Annotated in this window: 15 protein-coding genes; 11 read left to right on the top strand and 4 right to left on the bottom strand. The window is 41.1% G+C overall.

Annotated elements, in window-relative coordinates:
- Positions 1-2 precede the first annotated feature (2 nt).
- The 4 genes from ABJD64_RS08595 to ABJD64_RS08580 all read left to right on the top strand — a co-directional run bounded on the left by ABJD64_RS08595 (position 3) and on the right by ABJD64_RS08580 (position 2,923).
- Complete coding sequence (locus tag ABJD64_RS08595; protein ID WP_348180390.1) at positions 3-365, top strand: SpaA isopeptide-forming pilin-related protein; 363 nt, start codon at positions 3-5, stop codon at positions 363-365.
- A 1-nt stretch (position 366) separates the two neighbouring features.
- A complete protein-coding gene (locus tag ABJD64_RS08590; protein WP_348180389.1) occupies positions 367-906 on the top strand; it encodes an NUDIX hydrolase in 540 nt (179 codons plus the stop codon).
- Positions 906-1,682, top strand: a complete 777-nt coding sequence (locus tag ABJD64_RS08585) for a helical backbone metal receptor (RefSeq protein ID WP_348180388.1) — start codon at positions 906-908, stop codon at positions 1,680-1,682. Before ABJD64_RS08590 ends, ABJD64_RS08585 begins: the two co-directional genes overlap by 1 nt.
- A gap of 113 nt (positions 1,683-1,795) precedes the next feature.
- Positions 1,796-2,923 (top strand): hypothetical protein, encoded by a 1,128-nt coding sequence (locus ABJD64_RS08580; RefSeq protein ID WP_348180387.1) that lies wholly within the window; start codon positions 1,796-1,798, stop codon positions 2,921-2,923.
- Positions 2,924-2,958: 35 nt separating this feature from the next.
- Here ABJD64_RS08580 and ABJD64_RS08575 read toward each other — a convergent pair whose 3' ends face one another.
- Positions 2,959-3,870: a hypothetical protein gene (locus ABJD64_RS08575; RefSeq protein WP_348180386.1), complete on the bottom strand. Its 912-nt coding sequence runs from the start codon at positions 3,868-3,870 to the stop codon at positions 2,959-2,961.
- Between the two features lie 161 nt (positions 3,871-4,031).
- Here ABJD64_RS08575 and ABJD64_RS08570 point away from each other — a divergent pair, with 161 nt between their 5' ends.
- Both ABJD64_RS08570 and ABJD64_RS08565 read left to right on the top strand, forming a co-directional pair.
- Entirely contained in the window at positions 4,032-4,628 is a 597-nt protein-coding gene (locus ABJD64_RS08570; protein WP_348180385.1) for a hypothetical protein, read from the top strand.
- Between the two features lie 2 nt (positions 4,629-4,630).
- A complete protein-coding gene (locus ABJD64_RS08565; protein WP_348180384.1) occupies positions 4,631-4,924 on the top strand; it encodes a hypothetical protein in 294 nt (97 codons plus the stop codon).
- An 88-nt stretch (positions 4,925-5,012) separates the two neighbouring features.
- Here the strand turns inward: ABJD64_RS08565 and ABJD64_RS08560 are convergent, their stop codons facing one another.
- Positions 5,013-5,450: a hypothetical protein gene (locus ABJD64_RS08560; protein WP_348180383.1), complete on the bottom strand. Its 438-nt coding sequence runs from the start codon at positions 5,448-5,450 to the stop codon at positions 5,013-5,015.
- 92 nt (positions 5,451-5,542) lie between these two features.
- On the opposite strand from ABJD64_RS08560, the gene ABJD64_RS08555 reads away from it, so the two are divergent.
- Positions 5,543-6,781 (top strand): DEAD/DEAH box helicase, encoded by a 1,239-nt coding sequence (locus tag ABJD64_RS08555; RefSeq protein ID WP_348180382.1) that lies wholly within the window; start codon positions 5,543-5,545, stop codon positions 6,779-6,781.
- A gap of 195 nt (positions 6,782-6,976) precedes the next feature.
- Here ABJD64_RS08555 and ABJD64_RS08550 read toward each other — a convergent pair whose 3' ends face one another.
- Positions 6,977-8,308, bottom strand: a complete 1,332-nt coding sequence (locus tag ABJD64_RS08550; protein WP_348180381.1) for a gluconate:H+ symporter — start codon at positions 8,306-8,308, stop codon at positions 6,977-6,979.
- Complete coding sequence (gndA, locus tag ABJD64_RS08545; protein WP_348180380.1) at positions 8,305-10,197, bottom strand: NADP-dependent phosphogluconate dehydrogenase; 1,893 nt, start codon at positions 10,195-10,197, stop codon at positions 8,305-8,307. The genes ABJD64_RS08550 and gndA overlap by 4 nt, the downstream gene beginning before the upstream one ends.
- 235 nt (positions 10,198-10,432) lie before the next feature.
- Between gndA and ABJD64_RS08540 the strand changes: the two genes are divergently transcribed.
- From ABJD64_RS08540 to ABJD64_RS08525, 4 genes are all read left to right on the top strand, one after another.
- Positions 10,433-11,587, top strand: coding sequence for a YHYH protein (locus tag ABJD64_RS08540; RefSeq protein ID WP_348180379.1), 1,155 nt, complete (start codon positions 10,433-10,435; stop codon positions 11,585-11,587).
- Positions 11,588-11,591: 4 nt separating this feature from the next.
- A complete protein-coding gene (locus ABJD64_RS08535; RefSeq protein ID WP_348180378.1) occupies positions 11,592-12,215 on the top strand; it encodes a hypothetical protein in 624 nt (207 codons plus the stop codon).
- Positions 12,212-12,868 carry an SCO family protein gene (locus ABJD64_RS08530; RefSeq protein WP_348180377.1) on the top strand — a complete coding sequence of 219 codons (657 nt, stop codon included), beginning with the start codon at positions 12,212-12,214 and terminating at the stop codon, positions 12,866-12,868. Before ABJD64_RS08535 ends, ABJD64_RS08530 begins: the two co-directional genes overlap by 4 nt.
- Before the next feature lie 566 nt (positions 12,869-13,434).
- Positions 13,435-16,296 (top strand): hypothetical protein, encoded by a 2,862-nt coding sequence (locus tag ABJD64_RS08525; RefSeq protein ID WP_348180376.1) that lies wholly within the window; start codon positions 13,435-13,437, stop codon positions 16,294-16,296.
- Positions 16,297-16,392: the final 96 nt, after the last annotated feature.

The following is a 16,392-nucleotide window of genomic DNA, read 5'->3' as shown; positions in this document are numbered from 1 at the left end:
AAATGAAAAACTACTTTATCATCTTATCACTGGCAGTACTAACTATTGGCATTTCCTCTTTTAAGTATACAGATCATGGATTTTTGCCTACTTCACTGAAGGTATTTGTTCTAGATGAATTAGGAAATCCGGTACAGGATGCAGAAGTCACATTATATGCCAAAGAAGCAGATTATAGGGCTGAAACTAACCCTTTGGCACAGAAAATCACTGACAAAAAAGGTATTGCGGTATTTAAAAAACTTGATCCAGTTAGATATTTTATTCTAGCAAGTTTTGAAGAAAGGAACAATGTGGGCGCAGGCGTGCAAACCGACTCTTTACACGAAGGACGCGTTAATAAAGTAAACACAATTATTCAGTAATATGAATAAGGAATGGCTTCAATTGGAATTGAAGGATTACACAAGCATATACGAAGAAGAAGCTAATTACATTGGCAGGTTTTTGGACCTGCTTTTTTTTGATAATTGCTTTGAGAGGTTCTTGTTGTCAGGCCATATCACAGCCTCCGCCTGGGTCTTAACGCCTGATTTTAAGAAGGTTGCTCTAATGCATCATAAAAAGCTCGATAGATGGTTGCAGCCGGGCGGCCATGCCGATGGCGACGAAAATCTTAGGCGAGTAGCGTTGAAAGAGTTGAAAGAAGAAACCGGACTCATAGATGTCAAGTCAATCGGCGACTCTTTCTTTGATTTAGATATTCATACGATACCTGCGAGAATGGAGGTTCCCGTGCATGAACATTTTGATGTTAGGTTTGCATTCGTGTCCAATGATATGAGTCAATTAATCAGAAACGCTGAATCAAATGAGGTAGCCTGGGTAGCAATTGATGATCTTGAAGGGCTAATTGGTGATGAGCCTTCGATTTTGCGCATGAAAGAAAAAACACTTTTGTTTTAATGAAAATAACGGACGATCTCAATCGAACCATCGATATCGCTTCACCTCCCCAAAGAATCATTTCTTTAGTACCCTCTCTTACCGAGTTGCTATTTGATTTGGGACTAGAGAAGCGAATAGTTGGGGTTACCAAGTTCTGTATTCATCCTGAGCGTGCCAGAAAAATGGCTGTCAAAATTGGAGGGACGAAGAAGTTTAATTTTGATCAAATCAAAGCTTTAAGGCCTGACCTTGTCATTGCCAACAAGGAAGAGAATTACAAAGAAGGTGTGGAACGGTTGATTGAAGATTATCCAACCTACGTCTCGGACATCTTCGACTTAAAGGATGCCATCAAAACAATAAAAAATATTGGCCTGATGACGGATCGTGTATCAGTAGCAAAAAACCTGGAAGTAAAAATTCAAGAAGGGTTTGAAGATGTCAAATCCAAACTGCAGGGAAAGGCCCTCTACTTTATATGGCAATCACCGGATATGGTGGCTGGATCGGATAATTTTATTGATCATCTGATCAACTGGCTTGGCCTCGATAATGCTGCCGGACAATTGAGACGATACCCGCAATTATCAGAGTCTGAGCTTCAAAAATTATCTCCCGAATACATTTTCTTGTCCTCTGAACCTTATCCTTTTAGAGAAAAGCATATCAATAGATTTCAAAAACTATTTCCTGATGCAAAGATCCTTCTTGTCGATGGTGAGATGTTTAGTTGGTATGGTAGTCGTTTGCAATACGCCCCTAAATATTTTATGAGCCTTCCATTGCTCAGTTGATACTAAATCGAAAAGGTACCCTTTGATTTTTTCTAAACCTCTGTAGGGGTAAATTTTATTTTGGTTTTCCTAAATGTGAAAACACATGAATAGGATTCTAAAGATCAAATGAAATGCACTCAAAATTTATAATTACAACGCTGTTTACTTTTGCAACCTTATACTCTTATGGTCAAACCTTTATAGATGGAAAAGAAGATGAGGTTATAAAAGAAAGGCCCTTTCAAATCTCATTGGTGCCAGGTTTCGGAACAAGCCGAGGCGCCAAACAGGGCTATGTCAATCGTTTTTCACTTAATCTATTTGCAGGTTACGAATATGGTTTTCATGGAGTAGAACTCGGTGGATTCTATAATATCAACAAACACAACATAAAGGGTGCGCAATTTGCAGGCTTTGGTAATACAGTTGGTGGCGACGTGTATGGAGCGCAGTTTGGTGGCTTCGTAAACACAGTAAAAGGGAAAGTGAAAGGAGTTCAGGGAGCCGGATATTTGAACATTGTCTCCAAGGAAGTGCAGGGTGCCCAACTGGCTGGATACATGAATCTTGCTGATAGTGTGAAAGGACTCCAGGCAGCAGGTATTATCAATGTCAATAGGCGTAATCTGGATGGAACCCAGTTGGCAGGAATTATCAATGTGGCTAAAGATGTAGAAGGGTTACAGGTTAGCGGATTGGTGAATAAGGCCAAACATATCAAAGGCACTCAAATTGGATTGATCAATATTGCTGATACGGTCGAACGAGGAGCTACAGTTGGCCTTCTAAATATTGTAAAGAAAGGTAAACATCAGCTTGCCATGGAGCACAATGAAGTCATGGATGTCAATTTAGCATTTCGTTCGGGAACGGATAGATTGTACAGTGTTTTGTTTGCCGGTATTCAGGGCAAGAGCGATTTTCTATGGTCTTACGGCCTCGGGTTCGGAACTGAATTTAAGCTTAAGAACCACTGGAGTAGCAATGTGGAAATTACTTCACAAAGTATAAATCCAAAGGAGGACCATCACGAAGAGCTTAATTTGTTGAATAGATTAAGCTGGAATTTTAATTATCAAATGGCCAGCCACCTGTCAATTTCTGCCGGTCCAGCGTTTAACGTCTATGTGACCGATGTGTATGATCAAGAATCGGGGCGGTATGGTGATGATATAGATATGGGGAGCTTCTACAATGAGACATTTTCGGGCACCAATGTGAAAATGTGGATAGGGTATAATATCAGTGTTAAATTTTAGGTTTATAGATTCAACCCTGGCAGAAGTGAATTCTGTTAGGGTTTGAAATACTCGTCTACAATTACATCGGCAAGTCGTGCGGGAGCCTCTTTTTGATTTCTAAACCAAAGCTCAGGTTCTATTAGTTCAAGTTCTGACACGCACAGTTCTTCGTTATTGTCCCAGATAAAGTCCACACGCGCCTGAAGTGGTTTAGGCTCACAAACACTCACAACCTTTTCAGCAAAAGCAACCTCTTCAGGTGAAGGTTGATAAGCATGAACCGTTCCTCCAAAATCATCTTGCACACGAAAGTCACCCGCCTTAGCTTTTTTCAGCACAGCGTGAGAATATTTTCCATTGAACACCATAAGTGTTAGCTCTCCTTTTTTGACCACATTATGCTGAAATTCCTGTAAGAGCATAGTCTCAGTTTGAATGAGTTTGGCGAAAGTCAAAGCAATCTCGTCTAAGTTTTCGTCATCAAGCCTATAGGTATGTCTTCCACCACCTGAAATTGCTGGCTTTAGAATGGGGTTTTTCCAATTCGAGACCTTGACAATTTCCTGTAGTGATCTGTTCTCACCTTTAGGAATGAAAATGGTAGGTGGTATTTTAATACCTCTCTCGGCAAGATCAAGTAGATAGTGTTTATCTATGTTCCATCTAATTGTTGAGTAGGCATTGATCAACTGAGTTTGGTCCTTTACTTGGTCCAACCAGGCCTCGAATTGCTCAAGTTTACCATCGTTATATATATCCCAGGTGGTGCGAATAATGGCACATTTTGTTTGAGTCCAGTCGAATTTTGGGTCATCCCAGTGTGTTTTGTAAGCATTTAGACCCTTGTCCAATAAAGCCTGCATCAGTAATTGATCTTCCAGAATCACATTATCGGCATACTGATCCGGAGGGTTAGGTGCAGTAAATCTCGAGTCGGTAAGAAGGACAATGTCGTAACCGGGCATACTTTTTTTGTGCCAAAATAGTAAAAATCTGAAAGGAGTTGCTTGAAGTCATAAAATATTCAAGAACTTTGAGAGTTATAAACATACATATGAATATAAGAAGATAAAATGTTCATATTTTTGTACTTTTTTAGGACAACACAATCGTAATACACAGTATCATGCAGCTTTCCACTTTTGGTAAAAACCTCCTTACTCTGGCTCTACTCTTTGCCTTTTTTTCAATGGCGAATGCCCAGGACAATATTCAGAATCAGTTCGATGAATTCTATGCAAATCAAACCTCAACTTGGCAAGAGTACAAGTTGGTAAAAATGCCGAGGCTTAAGAATTTCTGGAATGTCGTGGCTGACACAATCAAGGTGAAAGAAGAGAAAATTGCTGCTGCGAGATCGGAGATAAGATCTTTGAATGAGGAACTTTCGGAAGTCAATACGAAGCTCGATGCTACACAAGCAGCCTTGACAGCAAGCGAAGACCTTAATGATTCGATTGGTTTTTTAGGATTGCAAATGAGCAAGTCGGCTTACAACACACTGGTGTGGATGATAATTGCTAGCTTAGCTTTAGGCATAGGCACTTTATACCTCATGTATTTGCGCAACAGCAAAGTGACGCGCGAGGCCCGCAAGCTTTTATCCAAGGTAGAAGAAGAGTACACTGCCCATCAGGAAAAGGCTAGGGAAAACCAGACCAAGCTAAAAAGAGAACTGCAAACAGCCCTGAATACGCTTCAGGAGCACCGGATTAAGATATAATTATGTATCTTGTAAGAGATATATTTATCGCAAAGCCGGGCCATGCCAAGCAGTTGGTTCAAATATTTAAAGCTACCTCACCCTATTTTCTTTCCAAGGGAGCTAAAAATGTCAGGATTTTGACCGATGTGGTTTCAGATTTTTGGAAAGTGATTTGGGAATTTGAGGTGGAAGAAATTGAAGATTATTTCAAAATGTCCAGTGCTGTTGATTCAGATATTGATGTTTTCACGGAACTACAAGGCTACAAAGAACATGTAGTAAACGGGCATAGGGAGATATTCAAAATTAATTGATAAAACATAAGGCATCGCGTCAAGATGTGAGCCTGAAAGATAATTCACCAGTGTTTGCCTCATCCAGAATTGGATGGGGCTTTTTTATTCAGGACCACTGAGAAGGTTCTATTTTTTGGCTTTCGGACTCATCATCCCAGGCCAGCGAACTGATTTTCCAACCACCATCTGTCAGAATGAACTGAAATGTTTTCATGCCACGTCCATGAAAGGGTTCTCCGTTTTGCTTACCTGATTTTTCATAGATACAGAATCGCTGTGCGATATGACCGAAAATAGAGGTTTGTTCCCAAGTTTCTTGTTCAGAGAAGTCAGTGAGAGCTCCACTATTCAGTAGCTTTTCTCTTGGTTGGATAAACTGTGCTAAATTATTTATCTCCCTTTGGCCATCTACATTTTTAATAATTACTGCCTCAGGTAGGCAGAGGTCATGGATCTTGTCAAGGTTTAGTCTGGTACCTTCTAAAGTCGTGAAGAGAGCAAAAAACTCCTTGACCAATTGATCGATCGCATGTTTTGGAGGCATTTAGTTTCTTTTATTGCAATAATAGAGAGAATATCTCAACAGCAACTTATGTCATGCTGAAAGTTGCCCAACCTAACCTACCTTTGCTCTGAATGAAATACGAAGACTATCACATCAGTCCTGAATTGAAGAGAAACCTTGAAACTCAGGGATTCAAGCGACCAACAGATATTCAGTTCAAATCCATTCCTGCCATACTGAAGGGTGAGGACGTACTGGCTATTGCCCAAACCGGTACTGGAAAAACGGCGGCTTTTGCAATTCCCGTGATAGATAGGCTTCAACGAGCCAAGAAATCAGGACGAGGTGATGCTATTCGCTGTGTAGTGATGGTGCCTACCAGAGAACTTGCCATACAGATTACACGATCATTTGAAGAATTGGGCAAGAACACGAAAGTACGTGTGATGAGTATTTTCGGTGGTGTAGAACAGGATCCGCAAATTACGAAACTGGCCAAAGGTGTAGATGTGATCGTGACTACGCCCGGTAGAATGTTTGACTTGGTGAGTCAGGGATATATTCTGTTAGATCAGGTTGAGACAGTTGTTCTGGATGAAGCCGATCATATGCTAAATTTGGGCTTTATCAAAGACATACAGGATCTGGTAAAATTCCTTCCCAAACGAAGACAAACACTATTCTTCTCTGCTACCATAGACGAGAAAATCAAAAAAGTAGCTTATTCATTGGTGCATAAGCCTATCCGTATTCAGATATCTCCAAAGGATCCGGTTTCTAAAAATGTACAACATGCTGTAGCCTTTATTAAAATGGATGATAAACGGTTCTTCCTGGAAAGGCTTGTGGGTGAAAACCCTGAAAAGAAGATTCTGGTGTTTGTGCGTACCAAAGTGCGAGCTGAGCGGGTGTATACTGCAATGTCGAGGGTGAAGATTGAAACGCAGACTATTCATGGAGACAAGGACCAATCTGAGCGAAATAAAGTGATGAGTGCTTTTCGCTCCGGGAAAAACAAAATACTCATTGCTACGGACGTGAGTGCCAGAGGAATAGACATCCCTAACGTAGATTTTGTGGTTAATTATGACTTGCCTGATGAGCCCGAAAACTATGTGCATCGTGTAGGTCGAACGGGAAGAGGCAAGCAGAAAGGGCAGGCCATTACCTTCTGCAGCCCTGAGGAAAAGACATTGCTATCAGAAATTGAGAAATATACGCATACGTCTATTCAGGTAATGGATATAGAATGGAATGCCTACCAGGACACTCTAGACTTTACTGAAGACGCTACAGATAATTGGAAGCAGTTGATTAAAGAGGCAGAGACTACACCAGGCAAACCCAAAAAGAAAAAAAAGAAGCGCTAGCTCCTATTCAAATAGGGCTAAACTTATCGATCGATTAAAATAATAGTAGATCGATACGGCCACAATTAGGGCCATATAAATAAGGTCTTTGGTTGATAAATCTCTCATAGCTGTTGAAATTTTATATCTAAATATAGTAAAAATTCAATAATAATTTGCACTTATCTACTATTAATAAAATATAAGTGCTCTAATTTATACGAAATAGGCCAACGCAAGGGTGATAATAAATCCTGAAATTCCTAACAAAGTAGTCATCACCGTCCATGACCTGAAGGTCTGCTTAACAGACAATCCCAGGTAGCGATTGATCAGCCAAAATCCGCTGTCGTTGACATGCGAAAGCACCGTAGCACCTGAAGCTATAGCAATAACTAAGAGCGCCAACTGTGGAGACGATAGATCGGAAGACGCAATTATTGCTGCTGTCATACCTGCCGAAGTAATCATGGCCACGGTCGCAGAACCCTGAACAATGCGCATCAAAGCCGCCATTACAAAAGCAAAAATAAATGGTGAGGACAGATTCTCAGCAAATGCATCAGCCAGCATTTTACCGGTTCCGGTATCCATCAAAACTTGCTTGAAGACACCACCAGCTCCGGTCAGAAGAATGATAATTCCTGCGGGAGCCAATGATTTGGTGCTCATTTCAGACAACGCTTCTTTGGAGAATCCGTTTTTGATGCCTAAAAAATACCAGGCAAGTAAATTAGCTAGAATAAGAGCGGTGAACGGATGTCCAAAGAATCCCAACCAAGATTTAAGTGCACCCATTTCCAACCAGGTCTTCGAGATAGTATTAAGTACAATTAAAACTATAGGAATGGCAATGATGGAGAGTATCACAAATAGATTTGGCGGAGGTGTGCTGTTCTCATCGGTAACCTCTAATGGCGGGGCTGATATGAATGTCTTACTTGTCAATTTCTTAGCCAAAATAGGACCACTTAATATGACTGCCGGTATGCCTACAATAAATCCAAAAAGAATAACCAAGCCCAGATCAGCACCCAATATATCCGCGACAGCTACGGGCCCTGGAGTAGGAGGTATAAAGCTGTGTGTGGCGGCCAGTCCTGCCAGCAAAGGAATAGCGAATAACAGTAAGGACTTTCCCGACGTTCTCTGCAGAGAATAAACCAGAGGAATAAGGATAATAAAGGCTACATCAAAGAAAACAGGTATGGCTATTACAAATCCGGTGATCGTCATGGCCCAGGGTGCTTTTTTCTCACCGAGCTTATCGAGAAAGAAATTGGCTAATGCACCTGCAGCACCGGATTGCTCTAATATGGCACCAAAAATAGCTCCTAGCCCAACAACGGTTGCTACAAAGCCAAGCGTGTTACCCATTCCGGTTTTAATGGAATTCATAATGATAACTGGTTCCATACCGGCCATTAGCCCTACAGATATACTGGCCATTAGCAGTGCCAGGAATGCCTGGATTTTGAAGTAAAGAATTAGAAACAGCAGAATCCCAATGCCCGCAAGAACGGCTGATAGTAGTTGGATATCTATCATGAGGCAACCCATTCAGTGTGGAACGATTCAGTCAACGGTTTATCTACTCGTCTGTAGGTATGGGCTCCGAAATAGTCTCTTTGCGCCTGAAGCAAATTCGCTGAAGACTGACCATTGACATAACCCAGAAAGAAGTTCATTGCTGAAGAGAAGACTGGCAGGGGGTAGCCGTGAATAAGTGCCTGACCTATTATCCGGGCCAAACTTTGCTTTTGATCCTGAAGAGATTTTTGTATTGATGGATGTAAAAGCAGCCTATCTACGTCTTTGAAATAATTTACCGCTGAATTCATTAATTCTGATCTTATGATACAGCCATTGGTCCAGATGCGAGCAATCTCACTAAAATTGAGTCCCCAATGATATTGCTCAGAGGCCTCTTTCATCATGTCAAAGCCAACGGCATGATTGATGATCCGTGCAGCAACGTAGGCTTCTTGCAGGGTGGCAAGAAAGTCATCACTATTTTCATCAATCGAATTTTTGATTTGTCCATATAAATTGTTGGCTGATGTTCGCAGTTCCTTCTGAGCAGATAGATTCCTGGCCATTACGGCATCGGCAATGGTGTTTAGAGGGGCTCCCAGTTTAATGGCAGCCTCTGTCGACCATCCGCCAGTTCCTTTTTGTGAAGCGGCATCAAGAATCTTATCAAGAATCAATTCTCCATTTTCTTCCTTGCGTAAAATATTGATGGTGATTTCCAGGAGATAGCTATCCAGTCCTTTGGTCTTCCAGGATTCAAGAGATTTGGCGATTTCTTCGGGTAGCATGCCCAGGCCATTTCGCATCAATTCATAAACTTCCGCCAGCAATTGCATTTCGGCATACTCAATGCCATTATGAACCATTTTTATAAAATGACCAGACCCCTCAGGCCCCACATAAGTACAGCAAGGTTGCCCGTTTCTATCTTTAGCGGCGATACTATTCAGAAATGGGGCTATGCGCTCATAGGCCGTGCGGCTTCCACCAGGCATAATGGAAGGGCCTTTTCGCGCACCTTCTTCTCCGCCAGAAATACCCGTTCCTATAAAGTTGATGTCGTGATGTGCCAGTTGTTGATCTCGTCTATTCGTGTCCAAATAGTTTGAATTACCTCCATCAATGATCAAATCGTTAGACCCCAACAACGGCGTAAGTTCGTCTATGACAGCGTCTACGGCGGGACCGGCCTGAATCATCAGAAGGATATTACGAGGTGCTTCTATAGAATCAACAAATTGCTTGAGATCATCAAAACCCTGGATTCCAAGAGAAGCATGCCTATCGACAAAATCTTTGGCTATGCCTTCTTCTTTGCCTGGTACGTGCCTGTTGAATACTGAAAGTTTCACTTGATTGTTGGCCATATTGATGGCCAAATTCTGACCCATAACACCCATGCCTATGATACCGAATGCTGTTTTCTTGCTCATTTTAGTAAGTATTTCTTGTATTATTTCTGTTGGTAATTGATTCACGTTAATCTTAATTGCGTCTTTTGGCTCTTCCAGGTCTTCGAATTGACTTTTGAGAATTGACGGATCAAGGAAGTGGTCTTTACGTTCCATAAGCCTATGTTTAATCAACTCGATACTTCCGGACAAGTGAATAATGCTTAGTTCACTTGTAGGGATAGTGGTCAACATTTGTCTGTATTTTTCCTTCAGTGCCGAACACGCCAAAACAGCTCCCCCATCAGCTTGCCACTTCTTAATTTGCTCACCCAGGTTCTCCAACCACGGTCGGCGATCTTGATCTGTCAAAGGTTGTCCGGCAGACAGTTTTTTTATGTTGTGTTCAGAATGAAAGTCATCTGCATCGTAAAATGGAATTTTCAACTCGCTGGCTAATAATTTTCCTACCGTGGACTTTCCTGTTCCTGATACCCCCATTACAATTATCATACACCAAAGTTGACTAGAATGAACCTGTTTACCCCATGTGAATTATTTCAAATGGGAAGGTTAAATATATCAATGGGGGGTTTGTTGGGTTTGTTCGTTTTACTATCATGAACCCTTTCAGGGGAAGCGCATACTTTAATTCAGTTGGACCACATCATTTGTCTGGCTTATTTAGTTTATCTTGGCATCTACTTGAAAAGGTTTTTTTTAATCATTACCAATTAAAAGATCTATCATGAAAGGAAAGAAAAAAATAATATCAGCACTGTTGTTCTTAATGGTTGCCATCATCTTTGTTCGATGTACCGAGGATGATGAAACAGATACCGGAACCGATGCACTTGATATTTTTGTCCAGGTTGCATCACAAGATGGTGCTGAGGGAGGCAGTGCAGTGAAATTCACTATTAGTTTACTAGATTCCGACGATGACGCGGTTGTAAATCAGACCGGATCGGCTCTAACTGCGTCAGCCGCATTTTCTGGGACAGCCCAACCAGAAGACTTCGATACGGACTTTGTCAACACGGTCAGCATTGCTGATGGAGAGTCTAGTACCACTGTTGAACTGGCTGTAAAAGATGACGGTGACGTAGAAGGCGAAGAGACACTGACTCTTACACTTAGTGCGGCAAGCGCAGGTACTATCGAGATAGCGAGTGCTACAGCAAAAATTACTGATAACGACGAAACAGTCACTCCAACTCCGTCCTCAGCTGATATCAGTGTATTGGCAGATAAATTTTATCACACTTCGGCAGTTACTTTTACTTTTGATGATACATGGGTAACCATCACTTCAAAGGACTTGCCAGATCACAAGAGTATGTACTACAATAGTGATGATGCCCTTTATGAAGACTATACTGAACCGGACAACGCGGACTTTAAGAAAAATCCAGGAGAGATTGAGGAGCAAAATTTGGTTTTTAAGGTTCCAAGATATCCAGCAGAAGCTTCTACTCACGAAGCTACCCCAATGGGCCCAATGGGCGTGACCATAAATAGTGTGGCTATGTTCAATCAAAATGCGGCGGGTGACGATGATATCTTTGAGGAACTCAACACTTTTGATCAATATGAAGGGCATCCAGCCGGGGCAACTTATCACTATCACACTGAGCCTGTATGGTTGACACAACATAGAGACGGAGCAGATAACGAAGCACTCGTCGGTATCTTGTTGGATGGGTTTCCGGTTTATGGTACGCACGAAGATGGCGTAGAGGTACTTTCGAAAGATGATGGTGGGATTTTGGATGATTACCACGGACATTTTGGAGTAACGGACGATTTCCCTGATGGTATTTACCACTATCACATAACAGTAGGTTTTCCTTGGATCAATGAGGATGGTTTCTACGGTACTTCCGGTACGCTAACGAAATAAAATTATGAATCGCTTATTGTTGATTTTGACTCTAAGCATGATGGCCTGTGATTTATCCACTGAGGATGAATTGCAGGTTTTTTCATCTACAATCAAAATTCCTGAAGTGGTCTTGAAGGAAGAGGATCAACGCCTCTCAATGATGACCAATGGCACTATTCTTTTAGATAGCACTGAATTTTCTGGCTACTTAATTACACGCTATCCCAATGATTCGATAAAATCAAGGAAAGGATACTATCAAGGAGAAATGGAGGGAGATTTTGTTACCTATTATCCCAATGGTCAGGTTTTTAGTCGGCGTCCATATCATTTGGGCGAAAAACATGGTCAACACCTGGGGTATTATGAAGATGGACAGCTCAAGTTTCAGTACTATTTTGAAAATGGCTTTGGTCAAAGAACTCATTTGGAGTGGTATGCAGATGGAAGTAAAAAGAAAGAAATGAACTATGTGGATGGGAAAGAGCGCGGAGCGCAAAAATTCTGGAGACGAGATGGGAAATACCGTTCGAATTACGTGGTAAGGGAAAACGGTCGAAAATACGGCATGCTGGGCCTTAAACGTTGTGCAAAAATAGATAGTGAATCCGGGGACATAGACCCCTATAAAGGAACAATAAAATGAAAAATGGACTGATCATCTGCTTCTTGGTCGCAAGCGTTTGGGGGTGTTCTAAAAAATCTGAAAAACGGATGAACCCCGAAATCGAGCTCCCCTATTATAGCGATGCCATATTCACACCAGAGTGGATATCTCCGGAGGATACCAAATATGACAGCATTCACACCATTGCTGATTTTTCATTTGTCGATCAAAATGGTGATATGATTACCAATCAGACTTTTGAGAATAAAATCTATGTCACCAATTTCTTTTTTACCCTTTGCCCGAACGTTTGCCCCCGGATGACCAAGAATCTGAAAAAGATACAGAAGGAATTTGCTTCTGATGAATCGGTAAAAATCCTTTCACATACCGTCATGCCCTGGGTGGATTCTGTGGACCGATTGGCAGAATACGCTTCACTCAATGATATAGATGTCAGTCAGTGGAGCCTGGTGACCGGCGACAAAAAATACCTCTATCAAATGGCACGAGAATCCTACTTTGCTGATGAAGGTTTTGGAAAGACCGTAACCACAGATGAAGATTTTCTTCACACTGAGAACATTATTCTTGTCGACACCAAAAGACGAATCCGTGGTATTTACAATGGCACCCTGCCATTGGAGATGAAGCGAATGATTGAGGATATTTATACCTTGAAGAAGGAGTGAAAGATAAGAAACGTCGTCGCAAGCAAAACAAGTAGTATATAAATTAATGTCAAGAAAATCTAGCTCATTTTGTCCTATCGCGTGTAGTTAGTAGTGAACGTATACCTTGCAACCATTTGTGCGGAATCTTCCTAAGCCAAAATACCATTTTCATTTTTCTAACAAGATTCTCCCTATTTGTTATAGGCATAGTTGATAGCAGTCAAGAAAATCTGTAGTCGTTATTGACAATTATCCATTTGAAAAATCTCTGTGTATTAAGAATATTCTGCCTGGGGCATTGTGATTTTCGGTCTTATTTTATTATTTCGTCCCCTTTTTAGCTCAATAAAATGAACTGACTCCGTGATCAAATGGCTCAATACATGTTCGTTGACCAACCAATGTTCAATCCAATTATCTGACCTTACCTTCCTTTTTTTACTATTTATGACAAAATAATTCCAATCGGATATATTGAAGAATTTTTGTATTGAATGACAGCTAATGCTTGTTGACCTTTTACATTTTTTTTTATTAACGAATGGATACCTGATAAATCGAAAAACTATATTAATAATTATCTCATGAAAAAAATACTAATTCTAGTTTGTCTAATGATAAGTTCAAATTATCTTTTTGCGCAAAACAGTACTATTGATGGACAGCATTTTGGAGACAATAAAGACGTTTTCATAGTCAACTGGGATAACACTTCCTCTGCCGACGCAGCAATTAGATTAGCTACCTATCGCAGTGGTTATAAACACTGGAATATCTTTAACGAACGGGAGAATAACAGCCTTCATTTTAGCTACTCAACTAGTAGTTCAGGCGGAAATATTGGTACCCGTTTTATGAGCTTAACCAATGGAGGTAATTTGGGAATAGGTACAAAAAGCCCATCGCAAAAACTCCATGTTGTTGGGAATGCGTACATAACGGGACAAGTCTATGGCCGGTCTGTTGATAAGCAATATTCGAACCTTTACCGGTTTGGAGGTCTTTATTTGACTTGGGACAGTGATTCCTATGGGACTAATACACATCATTCGATACGTTCTACACTTGGTAATACTTATGGCGACGACATTACAATCAATACGTATGATAAACTTAGAATAAACCTTGATGCCAATAACAATAATTCCGATTCATACTTTGAAATTGGTCATAATACAACAGCTACGTCAAATTCCATCTTCAGAGTAATGGAAGATGGAAAGGTAGGAATTGGAACAACTGGCCCTGGTAACAAGCTTGATGTGGCAGGTGGAATTGATATCAACGACTACATACGACACAATGGTGATGAGAATACCTATATCGGCTTTGGAGCGAACGATCAGTTTAGAGTCCGAACTAATAATGCAGACCGGTTATTTATCAATTCTTCCGGGTACATAGGTGTAGGTACTACTTCTCCGACTGCTGCACTTCATATTACAGGCACCGGATATGATGGTACTCCTAACAAGGCAGGAACCCAAATTCGTGAAGGCATAATCGAACTGACAAGAAATGGGACTACGCCGCTAATTGATTTTCAAAATGATATTAACGGGACTAATTATGATGCTCGGATTATTTTAAATAGCGACGACGAATTGGAAATTGATGGTGCTTCGTTAAAAATGGAAGAAGGAAGCATCAATCTAGATGATCATGACCTGCTAAATGTTCATGGGTTTCAAATGAAAGATTGGGATGATAATACAGGAGGGAGTGATAGTAAGTATCGTTTGTTGGCACGAGATGGTGCATTTCAGTTTTACAATGGCGGTGTTGTGGTCGGAAGTTATGGAAATGATACATGGACAGATCTAAGTGATGGAAATCTAATAGTCAAAAGTAAAATGGGCATAGCAACCACCTCTCCAGATCATGCCTTATCAATCGTGGGTAAACTCAGTTTGGCCAAAACAGCTGATGAAAATATCGACTACATTCGGCTCTATCATGACACCGAAGCTAATCTTAGTACTGAAGAAGGCGCTTTACACTTTAGAAAGGGTACTGAAGAATATTTGTCATTGGAACATCAGCCAGGAGCGACTTTACTGGACGCCTCCGGTAGGGATCTCGTATTCAAAGCTTACAGCGGCGGTACCGGTGATTTATCGATCAAGAATGACGGGACGGTGGTTGTGCATAATGGGTTTGAACTGGAGGGTAATCTCAATATCAGTAATACCGAACTAGGGAATGAAGATGAATATGTGCTGTCTTTAGGTGTCGGTAATGAAATACACCGAAGAAGTGTAGAATCACTCACCCCATGGGTGATTAGACAAGTATACCATGATGCAGATACGGTGGATGTACTTTCTTGCAATCCTCATGCTGAAGGGGAAACATGTACTTGTGAACCTGGTACCCATGTCACCATCGATGCTGGCGATATTATAGATATTGAGGGTAATCTGGCTTTGGGTCTTCAAGGTTTCATTGATAATGATGAGGTAGCCGGTCCGAATCTAGATGTAGTCAGTGGAGCGAAAACAGTAAACGATGATTACATTCGAATCCAGGAATCCATTGAATTTAGCTCAAGCAGTTCCACAAGAGGATTGGTCCTATTAGATAATACGGTTGGCTCTGGAGATTTCTTAAATTTCTTTCATGATGGAGGAATCAGCTACTTTTCCAATTCCACGAATTCAACCCCGGATGCCGATTATTTCATGAAAGCGGGTACAGGAGTGCCAGCCGAAAAAAACTATATCACCTTCGCCGATCGCGCAATCTTCAATAACGGTTTCATTACGTCATCCTTTAATTCTCCAGATCAAATGACTTTCGCCATAGATACAGATAATGCCGGTGATGACGCCTTGTTTCAGGTTGGTCGAGGCACTCATGATGTGGCTGATGAGACGAATTGGTTTGGGCTGTTTGAAGTTGACAAAAATGGTGTGGCAACTTTTTCGTCAGACATTGGAGACGCGCAAAATCTCAACCGAGTGATTATTGATGGCTCTACTGGAAATATTGACATTAGCGGAGATCAAACCGTTGATGGCACAGCAAGTATTACCGGAGCATTGCAGGCCGGTTCTATTGTAGCCCGATTGGCCGGAGACAGTGAAACCAAGGCCATCACTGTTTTTAATACAACTGATAATTCTGAGGTCTTCAGGGTTTACAACAATGGCCTCGTGGAGGCCAAGGAAGTTCTCGTTTCTCTTGAGGTATGGCACGATGAGGTTTTTGAAGATGATTATAGCCTAATGCCGGTAGACGAACTGGAAGACTTTGTGAACAAAAACCATCACTTGCCAGAAGTACCGGCAGAAGAGGAAGTTATCTCAAAAGGTGTGAATTTAGGCCAAATGGAAGCCATTTTACTTAAGAAGATTGAGGAGTTGACGCTCTATGTAATTGATCAAAATCGCGAGCTCAAGAAACAAGCAGAAAAGATTAAACAACTTGAGAGCAAAATGGATTAATCATCTATTTTTCTAACTAATTGAAAATCTCATGATTCTGCGAAAAGAGATTTAGAAATCCAATTCATGATTTTAGTAATCATGAATTGGATTTCT

This window comes from Reichenbachiella sp., from assembly GCF_039944555.1.
Classification (GTDB): Bacteria; Bacteroidota; Bacteroidia; order Cytophagales; family Cyclobacteriaceae; genus Reichenbachiella.
This window is presented reverse-complemented; position numbering and strand designations above follow the sequence as displayed.

Bases quoted from the DNA above. Each gene is read 5' to 3' on its own strand.
- ABJD64_RS08590 (WP_348180389.1), top strand. From the start codon at position 367: ATGAATAAGGAATGGCTTCAATTGGAATTGAAGGATTACACAAGCATA.
- ABJD64_RS08555 (WP_348180382.1), top strand. From the start codon at position 5,543: ATGAAATACGAAGACTATCACATCAGTCCTGAATTGAAGAGAAACCTT.
- ABJD64_RS08535 (WP_348180378.1), top strand. From the start codon at position 11,592: ATGAATCGCTTATTGTTGATTTTGACTCTAAGCATGATGGCCTGTGAT.
- ABJD64_RS08565 (WP_348180384.1), top strand. From the start codon at position 4,631: ATGTATCTTGTAAGAGATATATTTATCGCAAAGCCGGGCCATGCCAAG.
- ABJD64_RS08525 (WP_348180376.1), top strand. From the start codon at position 13,435: ATGAAAAAAATACTAATTCTAGTTTGTCTAATGATAAGTTCAAATTAT.
- gndA (WP_348180380.1), bottom strand. From the start codon at position 10,197: ATGATAATTGTAATGGGGGTATCAGGAACAGGAAAGTCCACGGTAGGA.
- ABJD64_RS08550 (WP_348180381.1), bottom strand. From the start codon at position 8,308: ATGATAGATATCCAACTACTATCAGCCGTTCTTGCGGGCATTGGGATT.
- ABJD64_RS08570 (WP_348180385.1), top strand. From the start codon at position 4,032: ATGCAGCTTTCCACTTTTGGTAAAAACCTCCTTACTCTGGCTCTACTC.
- ABJD64_RS08580 (WP_348180387.1), top strand. From the start codon at position 1,796: ATGCACTCAAAATTTATAATTACAACGCTGTTTACTTTTGCAACCTTA.
- ABJD64_RS08530 (WP_348180377.1), top strand. From the start codon at position 12,212: ATGAAAAATGGACTGATCATCTGCTTCTTGGTCGCAAGCGTTTGGGGG.
- ABJD64_RS08575 (WP_348180386.1), bottom strand. From the start codon at position 3,870: ATGCCCGGTTACGACATTGTCCTTCTTACCGACTCGAGATTTACTGCA.
- ABJD64_RS08540 (WP_348180379.1), top strand. From the start codon at position 10,433: ATGAAAGGAAAGAAAAAAATAATATCAGCACTGTTGTTCTTAATGGTT.
- ABJD64_RS08585 (WP_348180388.1), top strand. From the start codon at position 906: ATGAAAATAACGGACGATCTCAATCGAACCATCGATATCGCTTCACCT.
- ABJD64_RS08595 (WP_348180390.1), top strand. From the start codon at position 3: ATGAAAAACTACTTTATCATCTTATCACTGGCAGTACTAACTATTGGC.
- ABJD64_RS08560 (WP_348180383.1), bottom strand. From the start codon at position 5,450: ATGCCTCCAAAACATGCGATCGATCAATTGGTCAAGGAGTTTTTTGCT.